This is a genomic window from Ureibacillus chungkukjangi, assembly GCF_003217295.1.
GTDB classification, from domain to species: Bacteria; Bacillota; Bacilli; order Bacillales_A; family Planococcaceae; genus Ureibacillus; species Ureibacillus chungkukjangi.
This window is the reverse complement of record NZ_QJTJ01000001.1, coordinates 319,082-335,943: the sequence shown is the minus strand read 5'-3', so window position 1 is coordinate 335,943 and position 16,862 is coordinate 319,082. Positions and strand designations below refer to the sequence as shown.

The following is a 16,862-nucleotide window of genomic DNA, read 5'->3' as shown; positions in this document are numbered from 1 at the left end:
TAATAACATTAAAGATACAGCTTACTTAGTATAGTAATTCTAAAAAGCCTATTTTTTAATACATATTTTTAACAATTTCATAAAGATTGGGATGTTTTTATGTCATCATTAATGAAGGGAACGGCGATATTAACAGTCGGTTTGTTTCTGTCGAAGGTTCTTGGGTTAGTTTATCTTTTCCCATTCTATTCAATCGTTGGTGGGGAAGAGACTCTGGGCTTATACCAATATGCGTATATCCCTTATAATATTATGTTATCTATTGCGATATCTGGATTACCTCTTGGCGTATCAAAATTTGTTTCGAAGTATAATGCAATCAATGACTATGAAGCAGGTAGAAAGCTCTTTAAATCTGGAATTTTAGTAATGTTTATAACTGGGGTTATCTCATTTGTGCTCCTTAATTTGCTGGCAAATCCAATAGCGAATATTGTTATTAAAGATGATGAACAGATATATACGGTAGATCAAATTGCTTCTGTAATTCGCTGGGTAAGTTTTGCATTGTTGGCAGTTCCAGTGATGAGTTTAATACGTGGTTTTTTCCAAGGGTATAGCCATTACATGCCGACTTCCGTTTCGCAATTAGTTGAACAAATTGTTCGTATAATTGTGTTGCTTGGTGGATCATTTGTGGTTGTTGTCCTATTAGGAGGAAAACCTGAAACGGCAATTAAATTTGCTGTGTTCGCAGCCTTTATAGGTGCAATTGGTGGATTGTTCGTTCTATATTTTTATTGGAAAAAATACAAAACGGAGTTTAACACACTTAAGCTAGAGAGTGTTTCATCTGGGGAACTATCATACAAAGATATATATACCGAAATTATTAAGTATTCGATCCCGTTTGTATTTGTTGGAATGGCGAGCTCCTTATTCCAATTAGTCGATATGCTAACGTTTAATAGTGCAATGATTTCCATTGGGTTAGCTAGTGTGACTGATACGTATTTAACGATGCTAAATTTGACAACGCAGAAAATTGTGATTATCCCTGTAATGCTGGCAACAGGCTTTTCTATGGCCTTGATTCCATCGATTACCAAACATTATACACTTGGAGAATTTGACATTCTTCGAAGCTCATTAGATAAAACCTATCAAATTTTACTATTCATCACAATTCCGGCCAGTATTGGAATTTCGATATTAGCACCAGGTATTTACCACGTGTTATTTGAACAGAGTGAGATGGGGGCAGAAGTTCTGGCACACTATGCCCCTCTGGCTATTCTATTTGCACTATTTTCAGTAACAGCAGCAATTCTTCAAGGTATCGATTATCAAAAGTGGATTATTTTTAGTTTATTAACAGGGGTATTGGTCAAGCTGACATTAAATACACCGCTGATTAGATTAATGGAAGTGGATGGAGCTCTATTAGCTACGGCTCTAGGATATGGGGTTACAATCATCATTAATATAATCGTTATTCATAAAGCATTGCATTATAGTTCTAAGCTCGTATTTAGACGAATTATTTTAATATGTATTTTAACTTTAGTGATGGCTATCTCCGTGTTAATTGTGAATAAAGTACTTTATTCAATAACAGTTCCTTCTGGTAAACTGCTTGAAGCTCTTTACTTGATGCTTTCTGTAGGTGTTGGAATGGTTGTTTATGGATATCTGTCATTCCGTTTAAAGCTTGCTCAAAAATTATTGGGTGGGCGAATTACAAAAATAGCAAACAAATTCGGATTTAAATAGGAGGGTCTAGTCAAATGCGGTTAGATAAATTATTAGCAAATATGGGCTATGGGACCCGTAAAGAAGTGAAACAATTATTAAAGCAAAAGGGAGTAACCGTGGATGGAGATGTTGTAAAAGACTCCTCCATGCATGTGGATCCTGAAGTACAGGAGGTCAGTGTTTTTGGTGAAAGGGTCGACTATACGGAATTTATCTATCTGATGATGCACAAGCCTCCTGGGGTGATTTCAGCTACAGAAGACAATGTTGATAAAACAGTTATAGACTTATTAGATCCCTTAGCACAGCATTTCAAGCCATTTCCAGTTGGTCGGCTGGACAAAGATACAGAAGGCTTGTTATTGATTACTAATGATGGTCAATTGAGTCATAATCTGTTGTCGCCAAAAAAGCATGTACCAAAAACCTATTACGCCAAAATTGATGGGGAAGTTACCCAGTCTGATATTGAGGCGTTTAAACAAGGTGTGGAATTGGATGATGGATATGTAACTAAGCCTGGAGAACTTGTAATATTAAGCTCAGGCCCACGTTCGGAGATTGAGCTTACTATTCAGGAAGGAAAGTTCCATCAGGTTAAGCGAATGTTTGAATCTGTCGGAAAGAAAGTAACTTACCTGAAAAGGTTATCGATGGGAAGCTTAGTGCTGGATGAGTCTCTTGAATTAGGAGATTACCGTGAGTTGACTGAAGAAGAATTAAAAAGCTTAATAAACTAAATACTTCTGACAAAGAACAAAAAGAATGACCCCGACGAAAGGTCATTCTTTTTTTATATTAAAATATGTTACTAATCGTAATGTCAGCAACAGTTCGCATAAGCTTAAGGTGAAAAATACTAAAGAAGTGTTTTACAGCAAACTTTCCTCATGAGTGAAACAGCGGAATTTGTTGCATTCTATCTAAGATGATAATTTAACTTTTTTCTTCGTCGTTGTCCATCTGCCTCGACTTGGGCTTGTTACCAGGTCATTAAAGGCTAACACATTCAAATCTCTTTGAATGGTGCGAGGAGTGATATTGAACTCTTCGACTAAATCCTGTGTAGATACTGTTCCTCTATCAAGGATAAACATGTACACGTCTTTAATACGATTAAGCATTCTGTCAGTAGTTGGTTTCATAAAAAATGAACCACTCCTTCGGTCTTAATTCTCATGGCAAAGACTAGCGGACGACATTAGTGCAGAGGCACCAGGCTAATTAAATTTCTGCCTTAGACATCCCCTTTATAAATTTTTTTGTCAAGTATTTTACTATGACAAGGACATTATATCAGCAATCTATTAATTTTTCCATAATTCTCAGTTAATTAATACAATTTTTATAATAGGTTTATAATTCGATAATACGAACAATAAGACACTTTTATGACAAATATGCTTGTACTTTCTTTTAGAAGGAGTAAAATGGTCGTAATTAAGTAAAGAGGTGGTAAAAATGGATTGGATAAAATTAGCTGAATCTAGAAAGGCAGAGCTAGTTTCAGAATTGCAACAGTTAATCCAAATTGAAAGTGTACTTGATCCTGAAACGTCAAGCGGGAATGCTCCTTTTGGTGAAGGTCCATTAAAGGCATTGCAGTATATGCTTACAATTGGAGAGCAGCAAGGATTTACTGCAAAAAATATTGATAACTATGCTGGTCATCTTGAAATGGGTGCAGGGGAAGAACTACTAGGTATTTTATGTCATGTAGATGTAGTGCCTGTGGGTGATTCTTGGACACATCCTCCATTTAAAGGGGAAGTTGTTGATGGAAAATTATATGGCCGTGGAGCAATTGATGACAAAGGGCCAACGATGGCTGCATATCTAGCGATGAAAATGATCAAGGACGCTGGAATTGAACTGGATAAAAGAGTTCGAATGATTATTGGGACAGATGAAGAAAGTGGCTTCCGTTGTGTTGATCATTATTTCACGAAAGAAGAAATGCCAACAATCGGCTTTGCTCCTGATGCAGATTTTCCTTTGATTAATGCTGAGAAGGGTATATCAATCTTAGACTTTTCTCAAAAAGGAAACATAGAAGAGGATGAGCAAATTATTGCTTTTAAAGCTGGCGTGCGTTCAAATATGGTACCAGATACAGCAAATGCGATTATTCAAAATGTAACACCTTCAATCGAAGAAGCGTTTAAAGCCTTTTTACAAGAAAATAGCACAGAAGGTACATTAACGAATGAAGACGGTAGATATATAATAACTATGAAGGGTAAAGCAGCACATGCAATGGAGCCTGAAAAAGGAAGAAATGCAGCTGTACTATTATCTAAATTCCTTCAAAATATAGTAACTACGAAGGCGAGTCTGGAATTTGTTTCATTTATGGTCAATACGTTTGATGAAGATCATTATGGAAGCAATGTAAAGCTAGATTACTACGATGAAATGTCCGGTCATACCACATTAAATCCAGGTGTTGTCTTATTCCACCAAAAACGCGGGGGCCATGTTCAGGTTAGTATGCGTTATTCAGTTAGCTATCCATTTGAAGAGAAAATTACAGAAGCAACTCAGCAAGCAGCTGCTTTTGGCTTTGCACTTGATGTTGCATCAAATTCAGCTCCACACTATGTTCCAGAAGAAGATGAATTTGTTCAAACATTACTGAATGTTTATCGAAAATATACTGTAGATAACTCGAAGCCATTATCAACTGGTGGAGGCACTTATGCACGAACGATGAAAAAAGGTGTGGCATTCGGCATGCTATTCCCGGGTGAGCCAGATGTTGCTCACCAAGCTGACGAGTTTGTAGTAGTCGATAATTTGGTAAGAGCAGCAGCTATTTATGCTGAAGCGATTGTAGAGTTAGCAGGAAAAAAATAAAGGTAAAAGGATTGGTTTTATGAGCTACGCTTTGTGGAATGATAAAATTGTAGAAGACAAATTAGTATCCATTGATAAGGAAGATAGAGGCTATCAATTTGGTGATGGTGTTTATGAAGTTATCAAAGTATATGATGGTGAGATGTTTACTGCTACAGAGCACATTGACAGATTCTATGCTAGTGCAGAAAAAATTAAAATTACCATTCCTTATACAAAACATAAGTTACACCAACTATTGCATGAATTAGTTGAAGCAAACGAATTGAAAACAGGTAATTTATACTTCCAAATAACACGTGGTGCTTCTTCACGTAACCACCTATTCCCTGGAGATGACGTACTACCGGTGTTAACTGGAAATGTAAAAGAAGCAGCTCGCTCTGTTGAAAATTGTAAAATTGGTGTAAAAGCTACATTTGCAGAGGATATTCGTTGGTTACGCTGTGATATTAAATCACTTAATCTGTTAGGTGCAGTACTTGCAAAACAAGAAGCACATGAAAAAGGTTGTTATGAAGCGATTTTACACCGTGGGGAAACAATTACAGAAGGTTCCTCTACTAATGTATTCGGCATTAAAGATGGTGTTTTATATACCCACCCTGCAGATAATTTTATTTTAAGAGGGATTACTCGAACTGTAATTTTAACATGTGCAAATGATATTGGACTTCCTGTAAAAGAAGAAGCATTTACAAAAGACGAGGCTCTACAAATGGATGAATTATTCGTTTCTTCAACAACATCGGAAATTACTCCTGTTATTGAAGTTGATGGAAATGCCATTAATGGTAGAGAAATTGGTGAGTGGACTCGTAAGTTACAAAAACAATTTGAAACAAAGCTCCCTGTTGTGAGTTCGACAATTTAAAAGGACTATAAATAGTCTTATAATTAGTGGGTAGGATAACATCTATCCACTATTTTTTTTGTACTTCGTCATGTAAAATTGTAATGATGTACTCAAAATAATAGAGAACCAAATGTAAATGGTAAAACTATTTAAAGTGAGTCTGCAATCGAGATGCAGTATGTAAATGCGTACAGTATTGACTAGAAGGAGTGTTTTGATTGTCTCAATTAATAAAACTTCAAGATTATATTTCGAGGTATCAAATAGATTTATCGAGATACCCTACTCAATTTGTTCGCTTAAAGAAAATTCAATGGGATCGAGTAAGAGAGCAATGGGTATCTGGTGATGAACTTCCTCAGTGGCAGCATATGGAACAACAAGAAAATGAGAAGGAAAGCAAAAAAACATTTTCTTTTTTTGATAAATTTAAAATTAAGCGTTCTCCAAAGGAAACAGATGATATAGAGGCTGTTGAGATTATGAATGATCTCATAAGTCAGGAGGGTGAGATTCCCGAGGAAGAGTCAACTCTGTTTTTTGAGCCGAACATCGTATATAAACCAAATACAATCGAAGAATTGAAGAAATTGTTTTTGGATCAGTTTTTCCATTTTCAAATTAAGTGGGCAAGCTCCACTATTCGGGAGAAGTCCTATGTGGATCCAAAATTTTTGCGTGATACCTTGCTTCGAAGCATTCTACAAGGGCTTCCGGATAGTTTTTTAGTATTCTACTATCCAATAATAAAAGTAAAAAAAGCGCCTGTTGAGTTAGATATTGTACTACTCACACCAACAGAATGCTTATGTATTACAGTGGTTGAACAAGAGAATCAAGCTGTTTTTGTTGGAGAGGGAGATCGTTTTTGGACGAAAAAGTTCGGTAAAACTAGCAATAAATTATTAAACCCATTAATCCAGTTAAATCGAATGGAATCTATTATTTCCAAGATATTTCTCGAAAATGAAGTAGAGATGCCAATTCGTAAAATTCTTCTTTCTCGAAATGGCTACTTCGACTATCCTGGCACAATCTTTAATGTTCAATTTATTGATAAAAGAGAATTCCCTAATTGGATGCAAAATCTAAAGCATTACTCTTCGCCAATGAAGCATATGCAAATGCGTGCAGCAAAAGTGTTACTACAAACTGTCCAAACGACTTCCTTTAATCGAGATATTTGGAATGCTGAAAATGAAAAGGAGAAAGATTAACACAAAAGAGGAGAACTTTTGTAGCTTGAACATGGAGCTGGCTATGGTTTTTCATTATTAAAGGAATTTGTTCAATAGCAAGCTGAACAATTCACTTTATACATAAAATATAGCAATCCGATGAAAACATAAGAAAAATGAGCTATAATGACAAAAGATTTGAAAATAAAAAGGTATTTGTTATGAACAACTAGAAATGAGGATTAGGCAGTGAGATTAAGAAATAAACCGTGGGCAGAAGAATATATTGCAAGTCATCCGGAAGTAATTATTCCAAATCCCGAAGAATATAAAGGGAACTGGCAGCGTATTTTTGGTAACGATAATCCGATTCATATTGAAGTAGGAACTGGGAAGGGGCAATTTGTTACTGGAATGGCTTTATCGAATCCCGATATCAACTATATTGGAATTGAATTATATACAAGTGTTATTGTAGTTGCCTTAGAGAAAGTGATTGAAGCGAATACGCCGCCAAACTTACGACTGTTAAAAGTGAATGGGGCGGATTTAGATAAGTATTTCACTAAGAATGATGTAAGCCGAGTTTACCTGAACTTCTCAGATCCTTGGCCAAAAACACGTCATGCAAAACGCCGTTTAACACATGAAGGCTTCTTGAAATTATATGAGTCAATTCTAATTGATAACGGGGAAATTCACTTTAAAACAGACAACCGCGGATTGTTCGAATACTCGTTGGTCAGCATGTCTGAATACAAAATGCTGTTAAAATATGTTTCGCTGGATCTTCATGTTAATATGCCAGAGGACAACATTATGACGGAGTACGAAGAGAAATTCTCAGCCAAGGGCCAGCCGATTTATAGATTAGAAAGCCAGTTTATATCACAAAAGTAAAACTAGATTAAGCTCGGCACTACATCTAAAAGGAAATCTGCGGCGAAAGCTTGCGACAGCTGCACATCTACCGATTAGAAGCACAATTTATATCGCAAAAGTAAAAATAACAGAATCGGTACTATATCCCAAGGGAGATTTGCGGCGAAAGCAGCACATTTATAGATGAGAACTAGGCTTACGATGAATACAACAATATCATCGTAAGTCTATGGTTTTAAGTCTGAATTTTCGAACTAACATTCAAGGGGGAGAAATGGATGGATAAGCTTCAATTTCACAATATGACATTATCATGGCTCAATGGGGGCGTCACTTCACTAGATGGCGGAGCAATGTTTGGGGTAGTGCCAAAACCACTATGGGCACGAAAATATCCGGTAAATGAAAAAAATCAAATCGAATTAGCCTGTGAGCCGATTTTAATTCAATTTGAGGGAAAAAACTATTTAATCGATAGTGGAGTAGGCTTCAATAAGCTAACGGAAAAACAGCTACGAAATTTTGGCGTAACAGAAGAGTCAACAATACTTGAGAGTTTAAAAGAATTAGGACTGAGTGCTTCAGACATAGATGTAATTCTGATGACTCATCTACACTTTGACCATGCCGGCGGACTTACACGCTGGGAGGGGGAAGAGTTAGTCCCAACATTCCCGAATGCTAAAATCTATACAACTCAAATCGAATGGGATGAAATGCGAAACCCTAATATTCGTTCTAGAAATACGTACTGGAAGGAAAATTGGGAGCCAGTCCAGCATCTTGTTGAGACATTTGAGGGGCAAATAACGTTAACACCTGGAATTGAAATGATTCATACTGGCGGACATAGTGATGGACATGCCATCATTAAACTGACACAGCAGGATGAGACAATACTGCATATGGCAGATATTATGCCGACACATGCCCATCAAAATCCATTATGGGTATTAGCCTATGATGACTATCCGATGACAAGTGTGTTTGCTAAGGAAAAGATTTTAAAAGAAGCTCTTGCAAATGAATATAAATTTATCTTCTACCATGATGCTTATTTCCGAATGATTCAATGGGAGCAAAATGGCAAAGAGGTAAAGGATTCATTGAAGCGCGGAAAAGAAGCTAAAATACAATTTCAAACTAATTCATAAAAATAAGCTGTTCGATTAGCATGTAATCGAACAGCTTTTTATAATACCAAATTATGACTTTACTAAATCAATTACTACACCAGATCTAGCATCTGCTGCAAACTCGAATGTTTCCATTTCACCGTTGTTCATGCGTGTAATACCGCCTCGATATACGGGAATGGTCATAACGCCATTGTTAAAATCCTCGGTTTTCATATAAATCCAAGAACCATCAATTGGTGTTTCCTTTTTAAATTCATCTTTTACATTGTCTAAAACTTGATTGGCAGGTACAAAAGGTGAAATTCTTTCAGAAGTTTCTTTAATGATGATTGCGGCAGCTAAACCTGTAGCCACGCCTATTAAAAAATCTCTTAATTTCATTTGTCATCCTCCTTTGAACTATTAACCATTTTAACATTATTTAGAAAAGAAGTCTTGTCCGACACAGTGGGAAATAGTGAATCTTCTTAAAATTATTAATGGATAAAAGCAAAATATCAGCCCATGCTTTAAAAAGAAATAAATAAAAAGATTTGAAAAATTCTCCTTAATTTCAATTCGACTAGCGAAATATTATTTCACTTTATGTTAAAATAGAATCGTATCTAACTAAATAGGGAGTGTTCTGTATGAATACTGAAACATTACAATTATTTAAAACATTAACTGAATTACCTGGTGCTCCTGGTAACGAGCATGCAGTGCGTAAGTTTATGCGCGGCGAATTAGAAAAATACTCTGATGAAATTATTCAAGATAATCTAGGTGGAATTTTTGGAGTAAGAAAAGCAGTAGATGAGAATGCTCCTAAAATTTTAGTTGCCGGTCATATGGATGAAGTAGCGTTCATGGTAAAAAACATTACTGAGAATGGAATGCTTCAATTCCAAACATTAGGTGGTTGGTCAAACCAGGTCTTACAAGCGCAAAGAGTAACAGTTTACGCGAAAGAAAACGAGATTCCTGGGGTCATTGCATCGATTCCTCCGCATTTACTTAGAGGAACAGATAACAAGGGTGCAATGGAAATTAAAGATATGCTGATTGATGTTGGTGCTGATAGTAAACAGCATGCCCTAGAAATGGGAATTCGTCCTGGTCAGTCAATTATTCCAGTTTGTCCATTTACACCAATGGCAGATCCAAAAAAGATTATGGCAAAAGCATGGGATAACCGATATGGCTGTGGTTTGGCAATCGAATTATTAAAAGAGCTTAAGGACGAAAAAGTAAGCAATCATCTATACTCAGGTGCAAATGTGATGGAAGAGGTTGGCTTACGTGGTGCACAAGTGTCAGCTACAATGATTAAACCAGATATATTCTTTGCTTTAGATGCTTCAGCGGCGAATGATACAACTGGTGATAAAACACAATTTGGCCAATTAGGTAAAGGGACGCTTCTTCGTATCTATGATCCAACTATGGTAACACATAGAGGCCTTCGTGAATTTATATTAGATACTGCTGAAACAAATGATATTCCATATCAGTATTTTGTCTCTCAAGGTGGAACAGACGCTGGTAAAGTGCATACGCAAAACGAAGGAATCCCAAGTACAGTTATTGGAATCTGCTCTCGTTATATTCACACTTCCGCATCTATTATTCATGTTGATGATTATGCTGCAGCAAAGGAGCTACTTGTTAAGCTTGTAAGAACGCTTGATAGAAGCACTGTGGATACAATCATTAATAATGGTTAAAATTGGTTAAAGGAAAAGGTGCCGTTTTGGCATCTTTTTTGCTGGAGAAGCGTTTAAAATTAGGAGATGAACAAAATTGTTAGTAGCAATCGGTACAAAAAATAGAGCAAAGACAGCAGCCATTCAAAATATCATAAACAGTTATTTTGAGGATGTTCAATATATTCAAGTAGGGGTTTCATCTAACGTATCTGAACAACCCTTTTCGAGTGAAGAAACGAGACAAGGAGCGATTAATCGTGCGCTAAATACGTTGGAACAAGCTAAGGCAGATCTGAATTTTGGTCTTGAGGGCGGAGTGCAGGAAATTAAAAATCAAATGTATTGTACAAATTGGGGAGCAGTTGCTTTAAAGGACGGAACTGTTATCTCAGCTGCAGGGGCACAATTTTTGTTACCAGAAGAGATTGCAGCTGAGTTGCGTGCAGGTAAAGAATTAGGGCCAGTGATGGACATTTATACAAAACAACAAGATACTAGATCAAGTTCAGGTGCTGTAGGAGTGTTTACAGCGGGTCTGATCGATCGTACTGAAATGTTCGAGCATATAGTGAAATTGCTCATTGGCCAATATTTGTTTGCTAATAGAGATGTATAAATCTTGCTGCCCCTAGCATAAGTCTAACTATTCCTATCGCTAAATTTCTTGGTGATAAGGCTTAGTACTCTCCTGGCTATCAGTCTCTATGAAAATATTACTAATTATAATTGAGTTGCATCGGTACCTATTTATCATTTAAAATAAATAGTTGAATAGAAAGTGAGGCGTACATATGAAACGAAAATGGTTTCTAGCTGCTACTGCTAGTGTTCTATTAGTGACATTAACAGGCTGTGGAAAAACCGTTGAAGAGCAAATTGATACAGGTGTAGCAAGTGCTCAAACAGTTTTTGAAGAAAACCCTCAACAATCAAATAAAACAATTGGTAAGATAGAATTATATGTTCCTACAGGTTTTAATGTTGAAGAAAGCGAAGACCTGAATAATTTAATTATTACTAAAGGCAAGGAAAGCTATATTCTTTTTGTGAATTATTATGAGAAGGAAGATAGTAATTTACATTATGAATTATTAAAAAATGATTCCTCAAAAAAAATCATCAAAGAAGAGACTGTTGAATTTGATGGGGCATTTGGCTTTAGTGCAGTACGAGAGTATGATAAGGAACAATTTGAACTGATTGTTAGTAGTGGTGGGGTTAAGATGTCTACGATTTCTGAAGATAAAAACATCGACCAGAAGCTTGTAGATATGATGACGATTGTTCGTTCTGTTAAAATTGCAGAAGAAAAAGAATAAGTAGCGAACAAACTAATCGACTAGAAATAGAGTATTTTGATACAATAGGATAAGATTATTTTTACGGTTCACTTTGCGTGAGCCGTTTATTTTTGTTAAGTGATAATAAGCACGAATTTAATTACATACCTCTTGGTAATTAGAAAGGATGTGAGCAGATGAAATCAAAAGAACTTGTAGAACAATTAAAGAGTCGTTTAGGCTTGGATATCTTTGAGTATAAATTCGATAAAGAAAAAGATACTTTACGACTTAATCATAAGACTTTAAACCGTGGGATGGATATCTCCCTTCCAGAGATTATATCCAAATACCAAACATTGAAAGAGAAAGCCATAGATGAAGTTGTCTATACTATTCAACAAACCTTCTCTGCCATGGAAAAAGAACGTACAGAAGGATTTCATGATTTATCTTCCGTTTATCCAGTAATTCGTTCAACTTCTTTTCCATTACAATCAAACGAAGGCTCTCCATTTTTAACAGCTGATCATACAGCAGAAACACGCATTTACTACGCGTTGGATTTGGGAACCACTTACCGATTGATTGATGAGTCAATGCTTGAAAAATTAAAGGTGAGCGCAAATCAAGTAAGAGAGGCAGCTCGTTTTGCTGTAAGAAAGCTACCTACCGGCACGAAAAGAGATGAGGTTGCAGGTAATATCTTTTATTTCTTAAATCAAAACGATGGTTATGATGCTAGCCGTATTTTAAATGAAGCATTTCTAAAAGAAATGGAAAGTAATATTGAGGGGGATATGACCGTATCAGTTCCTCATCAAGATGTGTTAATTATTGGTGATATACGCAATGAAGTAGGGTATGATGTATTAGCACAAATGACGATGCATTTCTTTTCTGTAGGTGCAGTCCCAATTACATCCTTATCATTTGTCTATGAAAAAGGCGAGTTAGAACCAATCTTTATATTGGCAAAAAACAGAGTGGAAAAGGAGCAAGATGAAAAATGATCGTAGCTTATAACAAGCCTTTTGTAGGGGACGTACTATTAGTCCAACTAGCAACGGAGAAAATCGTTAACACTGAGGTAGAAAAGGTTGGCGATATCGCTATTTTAAAGGAGCAAGCAACAGGGGAAGTTAAAGCTTTCAATATCTTTAATGCGAGCAAATATATCGATTTAGAAGCACAAGGAAATGTAGAGGTAACACCTGAAATCGTAGAAAAAATTGAAGCTGCATTAACAGCTAACGATGTAACTCTTTCTTTAGATGTTGACTTCTCACCTAAATTTGTAATCGGATATGTTGAAGAAAAAGAAAAACATCCAAATGCAGATAAGCTAAACATTTGTAAAGTAAATGTTGGGGATGAAGTATTACAAATCGTTTGTGGTGCACCAAATGTTGAGGCAGGACAAAAAGTAGTTGTTGCTAAAATCGGTGCCGTAATGCCTTCAGGATTAGTTATTAAGGATTCTGAATTACGTGGTGTAGCTTCTAGCGGAATGCTTTGTTCAGCAAGAGAATTGGCAATCCCGAATGCTCCATCTGCTAAAGGAATTTTAGTATTAGATGGAGATGCAGCAGTAGGCTCTCCTTTCGAAATTCCATCAAATCTATAATAAATATATGAATTATTAGAGGATATCTCATAAAATTGAGGTATCCTCTTTTTCTTTTCATAGAAATGTTTTAACATTGTTATCTTATTGAAATGTAATTATGATATGATTTTGCTTGTTAAGGTAGATTTATATTATTTACCTTCAAAGCTAGTTTTTGAATAATTTGGTTAAACCAAATGTAAAATGGCACGAAATTCCTTATGAAATTGGAATCATTAGTTAAATAATAGTGCCTACTTACATATAATTACTTTATAATAAAATAGCTATGCTGATAGAAAAGAGTGATAAATGATGAATTGGTTTAAAAAACAAATTAATAAACTATTTGATAGTGATATAGATGACGAAGAATTTTATGAAGAAGTATACGAAGATGAAATAACCACTACAAATAAAAATGCTGAAGATCAAAATCAATTGAACGATGAAAATCAAAATAAGAAAAAGAGCTTTAAATTTCCGATCATCGCTGATGGAGACATGGAATCACCTATTGAGTCATCTCGGTCAGCTAATAACGATTCTCACAATCGAATTACAAGTAAATTTGAAGAGTCGAAAAGAGAAATGAAGTATTTTTACCAACCTAATGCGATTTCTAAAGTGTACGACGTTGAAGTTTCAGGGATAAGAGATTTACTAGAAAAACGCCAACGGATTAAAGGGCATTCGAACGTTATCAATCGTCAGGAATCTACCAAATTAAGGCGTATTGAAAAGGTAAAACCATCTGATTCTATTAAAAAGGATTATAGAAATACAGCTCCTGTACAGAAAAATCCGGTTGAACAAGAAGATCCGCTCGTTCCAAAACATAGATTTGTCCCAACACAGGTCCCTTCGCCTGTTTATGGCTTTAAAAAACCTAGTAAAATAGACGAGTTGCTTTCAAAGAAACAGGAAAAGACAGAGTCAAAGTCAATTGAACAAGAGAATGATCTTATTGAGAGTAAAGTAATTTTAGATACCAAAGATGATGTACAGTATGAACAGAGAGTAGCAGCTGTGCTTTCAGAGGACTCGAAAAGAAATGAACAGAGTTTAAATTTAGAGCAAGAGGTAAGCTACACAGCGCCTACACAAGTTCCATTTACTAGCTTCATTGAAATAGAGGATGAAGTCGAAGAAAAACCAAACGTCCCAAAAGAAGAATTATATGAAAAAGTAGAAGAGTTTCCGATTTTAGCTGAGGCTGTTGACGAGGTAAGCTTTTCAAAAGAGAGAAATACAGCAAGTGTCCAGCCAGTGCAAGCTGACCAGCAAGCACAAATGTACAATGAAGCTGCTGTGACAGTATATGAAGAAGAGCCTCTTGAAATTGGAAAAGTGCCAGTTCAAGTTTATGAGATGGAACAAGCTGAAGCACAAAAATCTGCTGAACATGATTTGCTGGAGCAGCAACGTGAAGAATATTTTGAAACAGAACACTCTTATGAAGAAACAGAATCGGCCCAGTATGATTTAGAGACTGAAATCTACAGTGAGATTTCTGATACAGTACAAGCTGAAAAAGTTGATAATTCGATGGTGCTATATGAAGAACCAAAGAATATGTCACCTTTAGAGGTAGACTATAAGAAAGAAACGATCCAATATCCAGTCCAAAGTGCACAGGTACAGAGGTTAGTTTCTATTGCCTTGAGTGATAGTGAGATTGAGGAAGACACTGAATTACAAGGTGGGCAAGAAGACGCCCTTATGACACATCCTGAAGAATTTGAGGTTGTTAACGGAGTAACCGAGCCAATTGAATACGAAGTTGAAAATCTAACTGGTGAAAACCAAGAACAAAAGCTGGAGGAACTGCAATCTAAAGGCAGTAAAATACCTTTTAATGTGTTAATGCTGAAATCTGACAAAGAAAAATATGCGGCCAAATTAGCACAAAAACAAATGCTTCAACATAATGATGATAATAACAAAATGTATAGGCAGACAACTACGACTGAAGAACCACATGAAAAGCAAGAGCAGCATGTGAGTTCTGAGGATTTAGCTCCGTTGCCAGAGCTTATTGTAGAAAAGCAAGATCATGGACCAATTGTCATGCAGGAAGAAATGGTTCAAGAAGAAACTCTTGTGATTCAATCTCCTGAAACTGTGTCCTTACAAGAAGAGAATAAGGAAACGCCTAAAGAAACTGCTGTAACTAGTAAAGAGGTGAAAGCGCCACCGAAGATTTATGTGAAGCCTTCTTTGGATTATTTATCTCCACCAGAAGAAAAAACAGAAGATCGTGAGTGGTTAGAATCACAGGCAGATATTTTAGTTGAGTCGTTATCCTATTTCCAAGTAACAGCACAGGTGGAGGCCATTACACAGGGGCCAGCCGTTACACAATTTGAGATAACAGTAGGTCATGGAACTAAAGTAAGTAAGATTCGAAATCTGTCTGATGATTTAAAGCTTGCTTTAGCAGCAAAGGATATCCGTATTCAAGCACCGATTCCAGGTAAAAGTACAATCGGTATTGAAATACCAAATCGTATTTCAAGAGCTGTGCAATTATCTGAAGTTACATGCAGTGATTCCTTTAAAGACTCTGAGTCACCTCTGGAAGCTGCTTTAGGTCTAGATTTAACTGGTAAGCCTGTCACAATTGATTTGCGAAAAATGCCACATGGTTTAATTGCAGGGGCAACAGGCTCGGGGAAATCAGTATGTATTAACTCAATATTAATTAGCTTATTGTATAAAGCTGATCCAAATGAATTAAAGCTAATGCTAATCGACCCGAAAATGGTTGAACTTGCACCATTTAATAATATTCCACATTTAGTTAGTCCTGTTATTAGTGATGTGAAGGCAGCAACAGCAGCATTAAAATGGGCAGTAGAGGAAATGGAAAGACGCTATCAATTATTTGCTCATGTAGGTGTTCGAGACTTGCCAAGATATAACAAATTAGCCGAGTCAAAAGGTGAGTTTGGACACAAATTACCTTATATTCTAATCGTTATCGATGAGCTGGCAGATTTAATGATGATGTCACCAGCTGACGTCGAGGAAGCAATTTGTCGAATTGCCCAAAAAGCTAGAGCTTGTGGTATTCACTTAATTGTAGCTACTCAACGACCATCTGTTGATGTTATTACTGGTCTCATTAAATCCAATATCCCGACTCGTATTGCATTTGCAGTTTCTTCACAGATTGATTCACGTACGATTATTGATAGTCAAGGTGCAGAAAGATTACTCGGAAGAGGGGATATGCTCTACTTAGGTAATGGAATGAGTGATCCAATTCGTCTGCAGGGTACATTTGTAACAGATGATGAAATTGAAGAAATTATCGAGCATGTAAGAGCACAGGGAGAACCAGATTATTTCTTCCAACAAGATGAATTATTGAAAAAAACAGAAATGATTGAAGAACAGGATGAGTTATTCGAAGAGGTTTGCCGATTTGTTCATGAACAGGGTTCTGCTTCCACTTCTTCGATTCAAAGAAAATACCATATCGGTTATAATCGTGCAGCACGTTTAATTGATATGTTAGAAAGTCAGGGCTTTGTTTCAGAGCCAAGAGGAAGTAAGCCGAGAGAGGTATATATTACAGACTCTGATCTAACAACAATGTTTGAGTAATGAGGGGGAGTCCCTCTCATTTTTTTGCAAGATAAAGTAAAATAATTCCAATAAGCGAGTGTGTTTA

At 36.2% G+C, this 16,862-nt stretch carries 15 protein-coding genes; 13 read left to right on the top strand and 2 right to left on the bottom strand.

Annotated elements, in window-relative coordinates; all coding sequences use genetic code 11:
* The first annotated feature begins 99 nt into the window (after window positions 1-99).
* Both BJ095_RS01580 and BJ095_RS01575 read left to right on the top strand, forming a co-directional pair.
* Window positions 100-1,713, top strand: coding sequence for a putative polysaccharide biosynthesis protein (locus BJ095_RS01580; protein WP_107935495.1), 1,614 nt, complete (start codon window positions 100-102; stop codon window positions 1,711-1,713).
* A 14-nt stretch (window positions 1,714-1,727) separates the two neighbouring features.
* Entirely contained in the window at window positions 1,728-2,435 is a 708-nt protein-coding gene (locus BJ095_RS01575) for a pseudouridine synthase (RefSeq protein ID WP_107935496.1), read from the top strand.
* Between the two features lie 183 nt (window positions 2,436-2,618).
* On the opposite strand, the gene BJ095_RS01570 is transcribed toward BJ095_RS01575, so the two are convergent.
* Complete coding sequence (locus BJ095_RS01570) at window positions 2,619-2,840, bottom strand: DeoR family transcriptional regulator (protein ID WP_107935497.1); 222 nt, start codon at window positions 2,838-2,840, stop codon at window positions 2,619-2,621.
* Between the two features lie 316 nt (window positions 2,841-3,156).
* On the opposite strand from BJ095_RS01570, the gene pepV reads away from it, so the two are divergent.
* From pepV to BJ095_RS01545, 5 genes are all read left to right on the top strand, one after another.
* On the top strand, window positions 3,157-4,551 hold the full coding sequence (gene pepV / locus BJ095_RS01565; RefSeq protein ID WP_107935498.1) for a dipeptidase PepV: 1,395 nt from the start codon (window positions 3,157-3,159) through the stop codon (window positions 4,549-4,551).
* A gap of 19 nt (window positions 4,552-4,570) precedes the next feature.
* Complete coding sequence (gene dat, locus BJ095_RS01560) at window positions 4,571-5,425, top strand: D-amino-acid transaminase (RefSeq protein WP_107935499.1); 855 nt, start codon at window positions 4,571-4,573, stop codon at window positions 5,423-5,425.
* Between the two features lie 200 nt (window positions 5,426-5,625).
* Window positions 5,626-6,624 (top strand): nuclease-related domain-containing protein, encoded by a 999-nt coding sequence (locus BJ095_RS01555; RefSeq protein WP_107935500.1) that lies wholly within the window; start codon window positions 5,626-5,628, stop codon window positions 6,622-6,624.
* A 210-nt stretch (window positions 6,625-6,834) separates the two neighbouring features.
* A complete protein-coding gene (trmB, locus tag BJ095_RS01550) occupies window positions 6,835-7,485 on the top strand; it encodes a tRNA (guanosine(46)-N7)-methyltransferase TrmB (RefSeq protein ID WP_107935501.1) in 651 nt (216 codons plus the stop codon).
* Window positions 7,486-7,745: 260 nt separating this feature from the next.
* On the top strand, window positions 7,746-8,621 hold the full coding sequence (locus BJ095_RS01545; protein WP_107935502.1) for a YtnP family quorum-quenching lactonase: 876 nt from the start codon (window positions 7,746-7,748) through the stop codon (window positions 8,619-8,621).
* Window positions 8,622-8,672: 51 nt separating this feature from the next.
* On the opposite strand, the gene BJ095_RS01540 is transcribed toward BJ095_RS01545, so the two are convergent.
* On the bottom strand, window positions 8,673-8,987 hold the full coding sequence (locus BJ095_RS01540; protein WP_107935503.1) for a hypothetical protein: 315 nt from the start codon (window positions 8,985-8,987) through the stop codon (window positions 8,673-8,675).
* 248 nt (window positions 8,988-9,235) lie between these two features.
* Here BJ095_RS01540 and BJ095_RS01535 point away from each other — a divergent pair, with 248 nt between their 5' ends.
* The 6 genes from BJ095_RS01535 (at window position 9,236) to BJ095_RS01510 (ending at window position 16,795) form a co-directional block, all read left to right on the top strand.
* On the top strand, window positions 9,236-10,312 hold the full coding sequence (locus BJ095_RS01535; protein ID WP_107935504.1) for a M42 family metallopeptidase: 1,077 nt from the start codon (window positions 9,236-9,238) through the stop codon (window positions 10,310-10,312).
* A 76-nt stretch (window positions 10,313-10,388) separates the two neighbouring features.
* Window positions 10,389-10,910, top strand: a complete 522-nt coding sequence (locus tag BJ095_RS01530) for a DUF84 family protein (protein ID WP_107935505.1) — start codon at window positions 10,389-10,391, stop codon at window positions 10,908-10,910.
* Window positions 10,911-11,085: 175 nt separating this feature from the next.
* A complete protein-coding gene (locus BJ095_RS01525) occupies window positions 11,086-11,613 on the top strand; it encodes a hypothetical protein (protein WP_107935506.1) in 528 nt (175 codons plus the stop codon).
* A gap of 158 nt (window positions 11,614-11,771) precedes the next feature.
* Window positions 11,772-12,587 carry a DUF1444 domain-containing protein gene (locus BJ095_RS01520; RefSeq protein WP_107935507.1) on the top strand — a complete coding sequence of 272 codons (816 nt, stop codon included), beginning with the start codon at window positions 11,772-11,774 and terminating at the stop codon, window positions 12,585-12,587.
* Entirely contained in the window at window positions 12,584-13,201 is a 618-nt protein-coding gene (gene ytpR / locus BJ095_RS01515; RefSeq protein WP_107935508.1) for a YtpR family tRNA-binding protein, read from the top strand. Before BJ095_RS01520 ends, ytpR begins: the two co-directional genes overlap by 4 nt.
* 297 nt (window positions 13,202-13,498) lie before the next feature.
* The gene (locus BJ095_RS01510; protein WP_107935509.1) at window positions 13,499-16,795 is read left to right on the top strand and encodes a DNA translocase FtsK; all 3,297 of its coding nucleotides are present in this window, start codon (window positions 13,499-13,501) and stop codon (window positions 16,793-16,795) included.
* The last annotated feature ends 67 nt before the right edge of the window (window positions 16,796-16,862 follow it).

Excerpts from the sequence above, each read along its gene's own strand:
- BJ095_RS01540 (WP_107935503.1), bottom strand. The coding sequence starts at position 8,987 with ATGAAATTAAGAGATTTTTTAATAGGCGTGGCTACAGGTTTAGCTGCC.
- pepV (WP_107935498.1), top strand. The coding sequence starts at position 3,157 with ATGGATTGGATAAAATTAGCTGAATCTAGAAAGGCAGAGCTAGTTTCA.
- BJ095_RS01575 (WP_107935496.1), top strand. The coding sequence starts at position 1,728 with ATGCGGTTAGATAAATTATTAGCAAATATGGGCTATGGGACCCGTAAA.
- ytpR (WP_107935508.1), top strand. The coding sequence starts at position 12,584 with ATGATCGTAGCTTATAACAAGCCTTTTGTAGGGGACGTACTATTAGTC.
- BJ095_RS01580 (WP_107935495.1), top strand. The coding sequence starts at position 100 with ATGTCATCATTAATGAAGGGAACGGCGATATTAACAGTCGGTTTGTTT.
- BJ095_RS01510 (WP_107935509.1), top strand. The coding sequence starts at position 13,499 with ATGAATTGGTTTAAAAAACAAATTAATAAACTATTTGATAGTGATATA.
- BJ095_RS01520 (WP_107935507.1), top strand. The coding sequence starts at position 11,772 with ATGAAATCAAAAGAACTTGTAGAACAATTAAAGAGTCGTTTAGGCTTG.
- BJ095_RS01570 (WP_107935497.1), bottom strand. The coding sequence starts at position 2,840 with ATGAAACCAACTACTGACAGAATGCTTAATCGTATTAAAGACGTGTAC.
- BJ095_RS01525 (WP_107935506.1), top strand. The coding sequence starts at position 11,086 with ATGAAACGAAAATGGTTTCTAGCTGCTACTGCTAGTGTTCTATTAGTG.
- BJ095_RS01535 (WP_107935504.1), top strand. The coding sequence starts at position 9,236 with ATGAATACTGAAACATTACAATTATTTAAAACATTAACTGAATTACCT.
- dat (WP_107935499.1), top strand. The coding sequence starts at position 4,571 with ATGAGCTACGCTTTGTGGAATGATAAAATTGTAGAAGACAAATTAGTA.
- BJ095_RS01545 (WP_107935502.1), top strand. The coding sequence starts at position 7,746 with ATGGATAAGCTTCAATTTCACAATATGACATTATCATGGCTCAATGGG.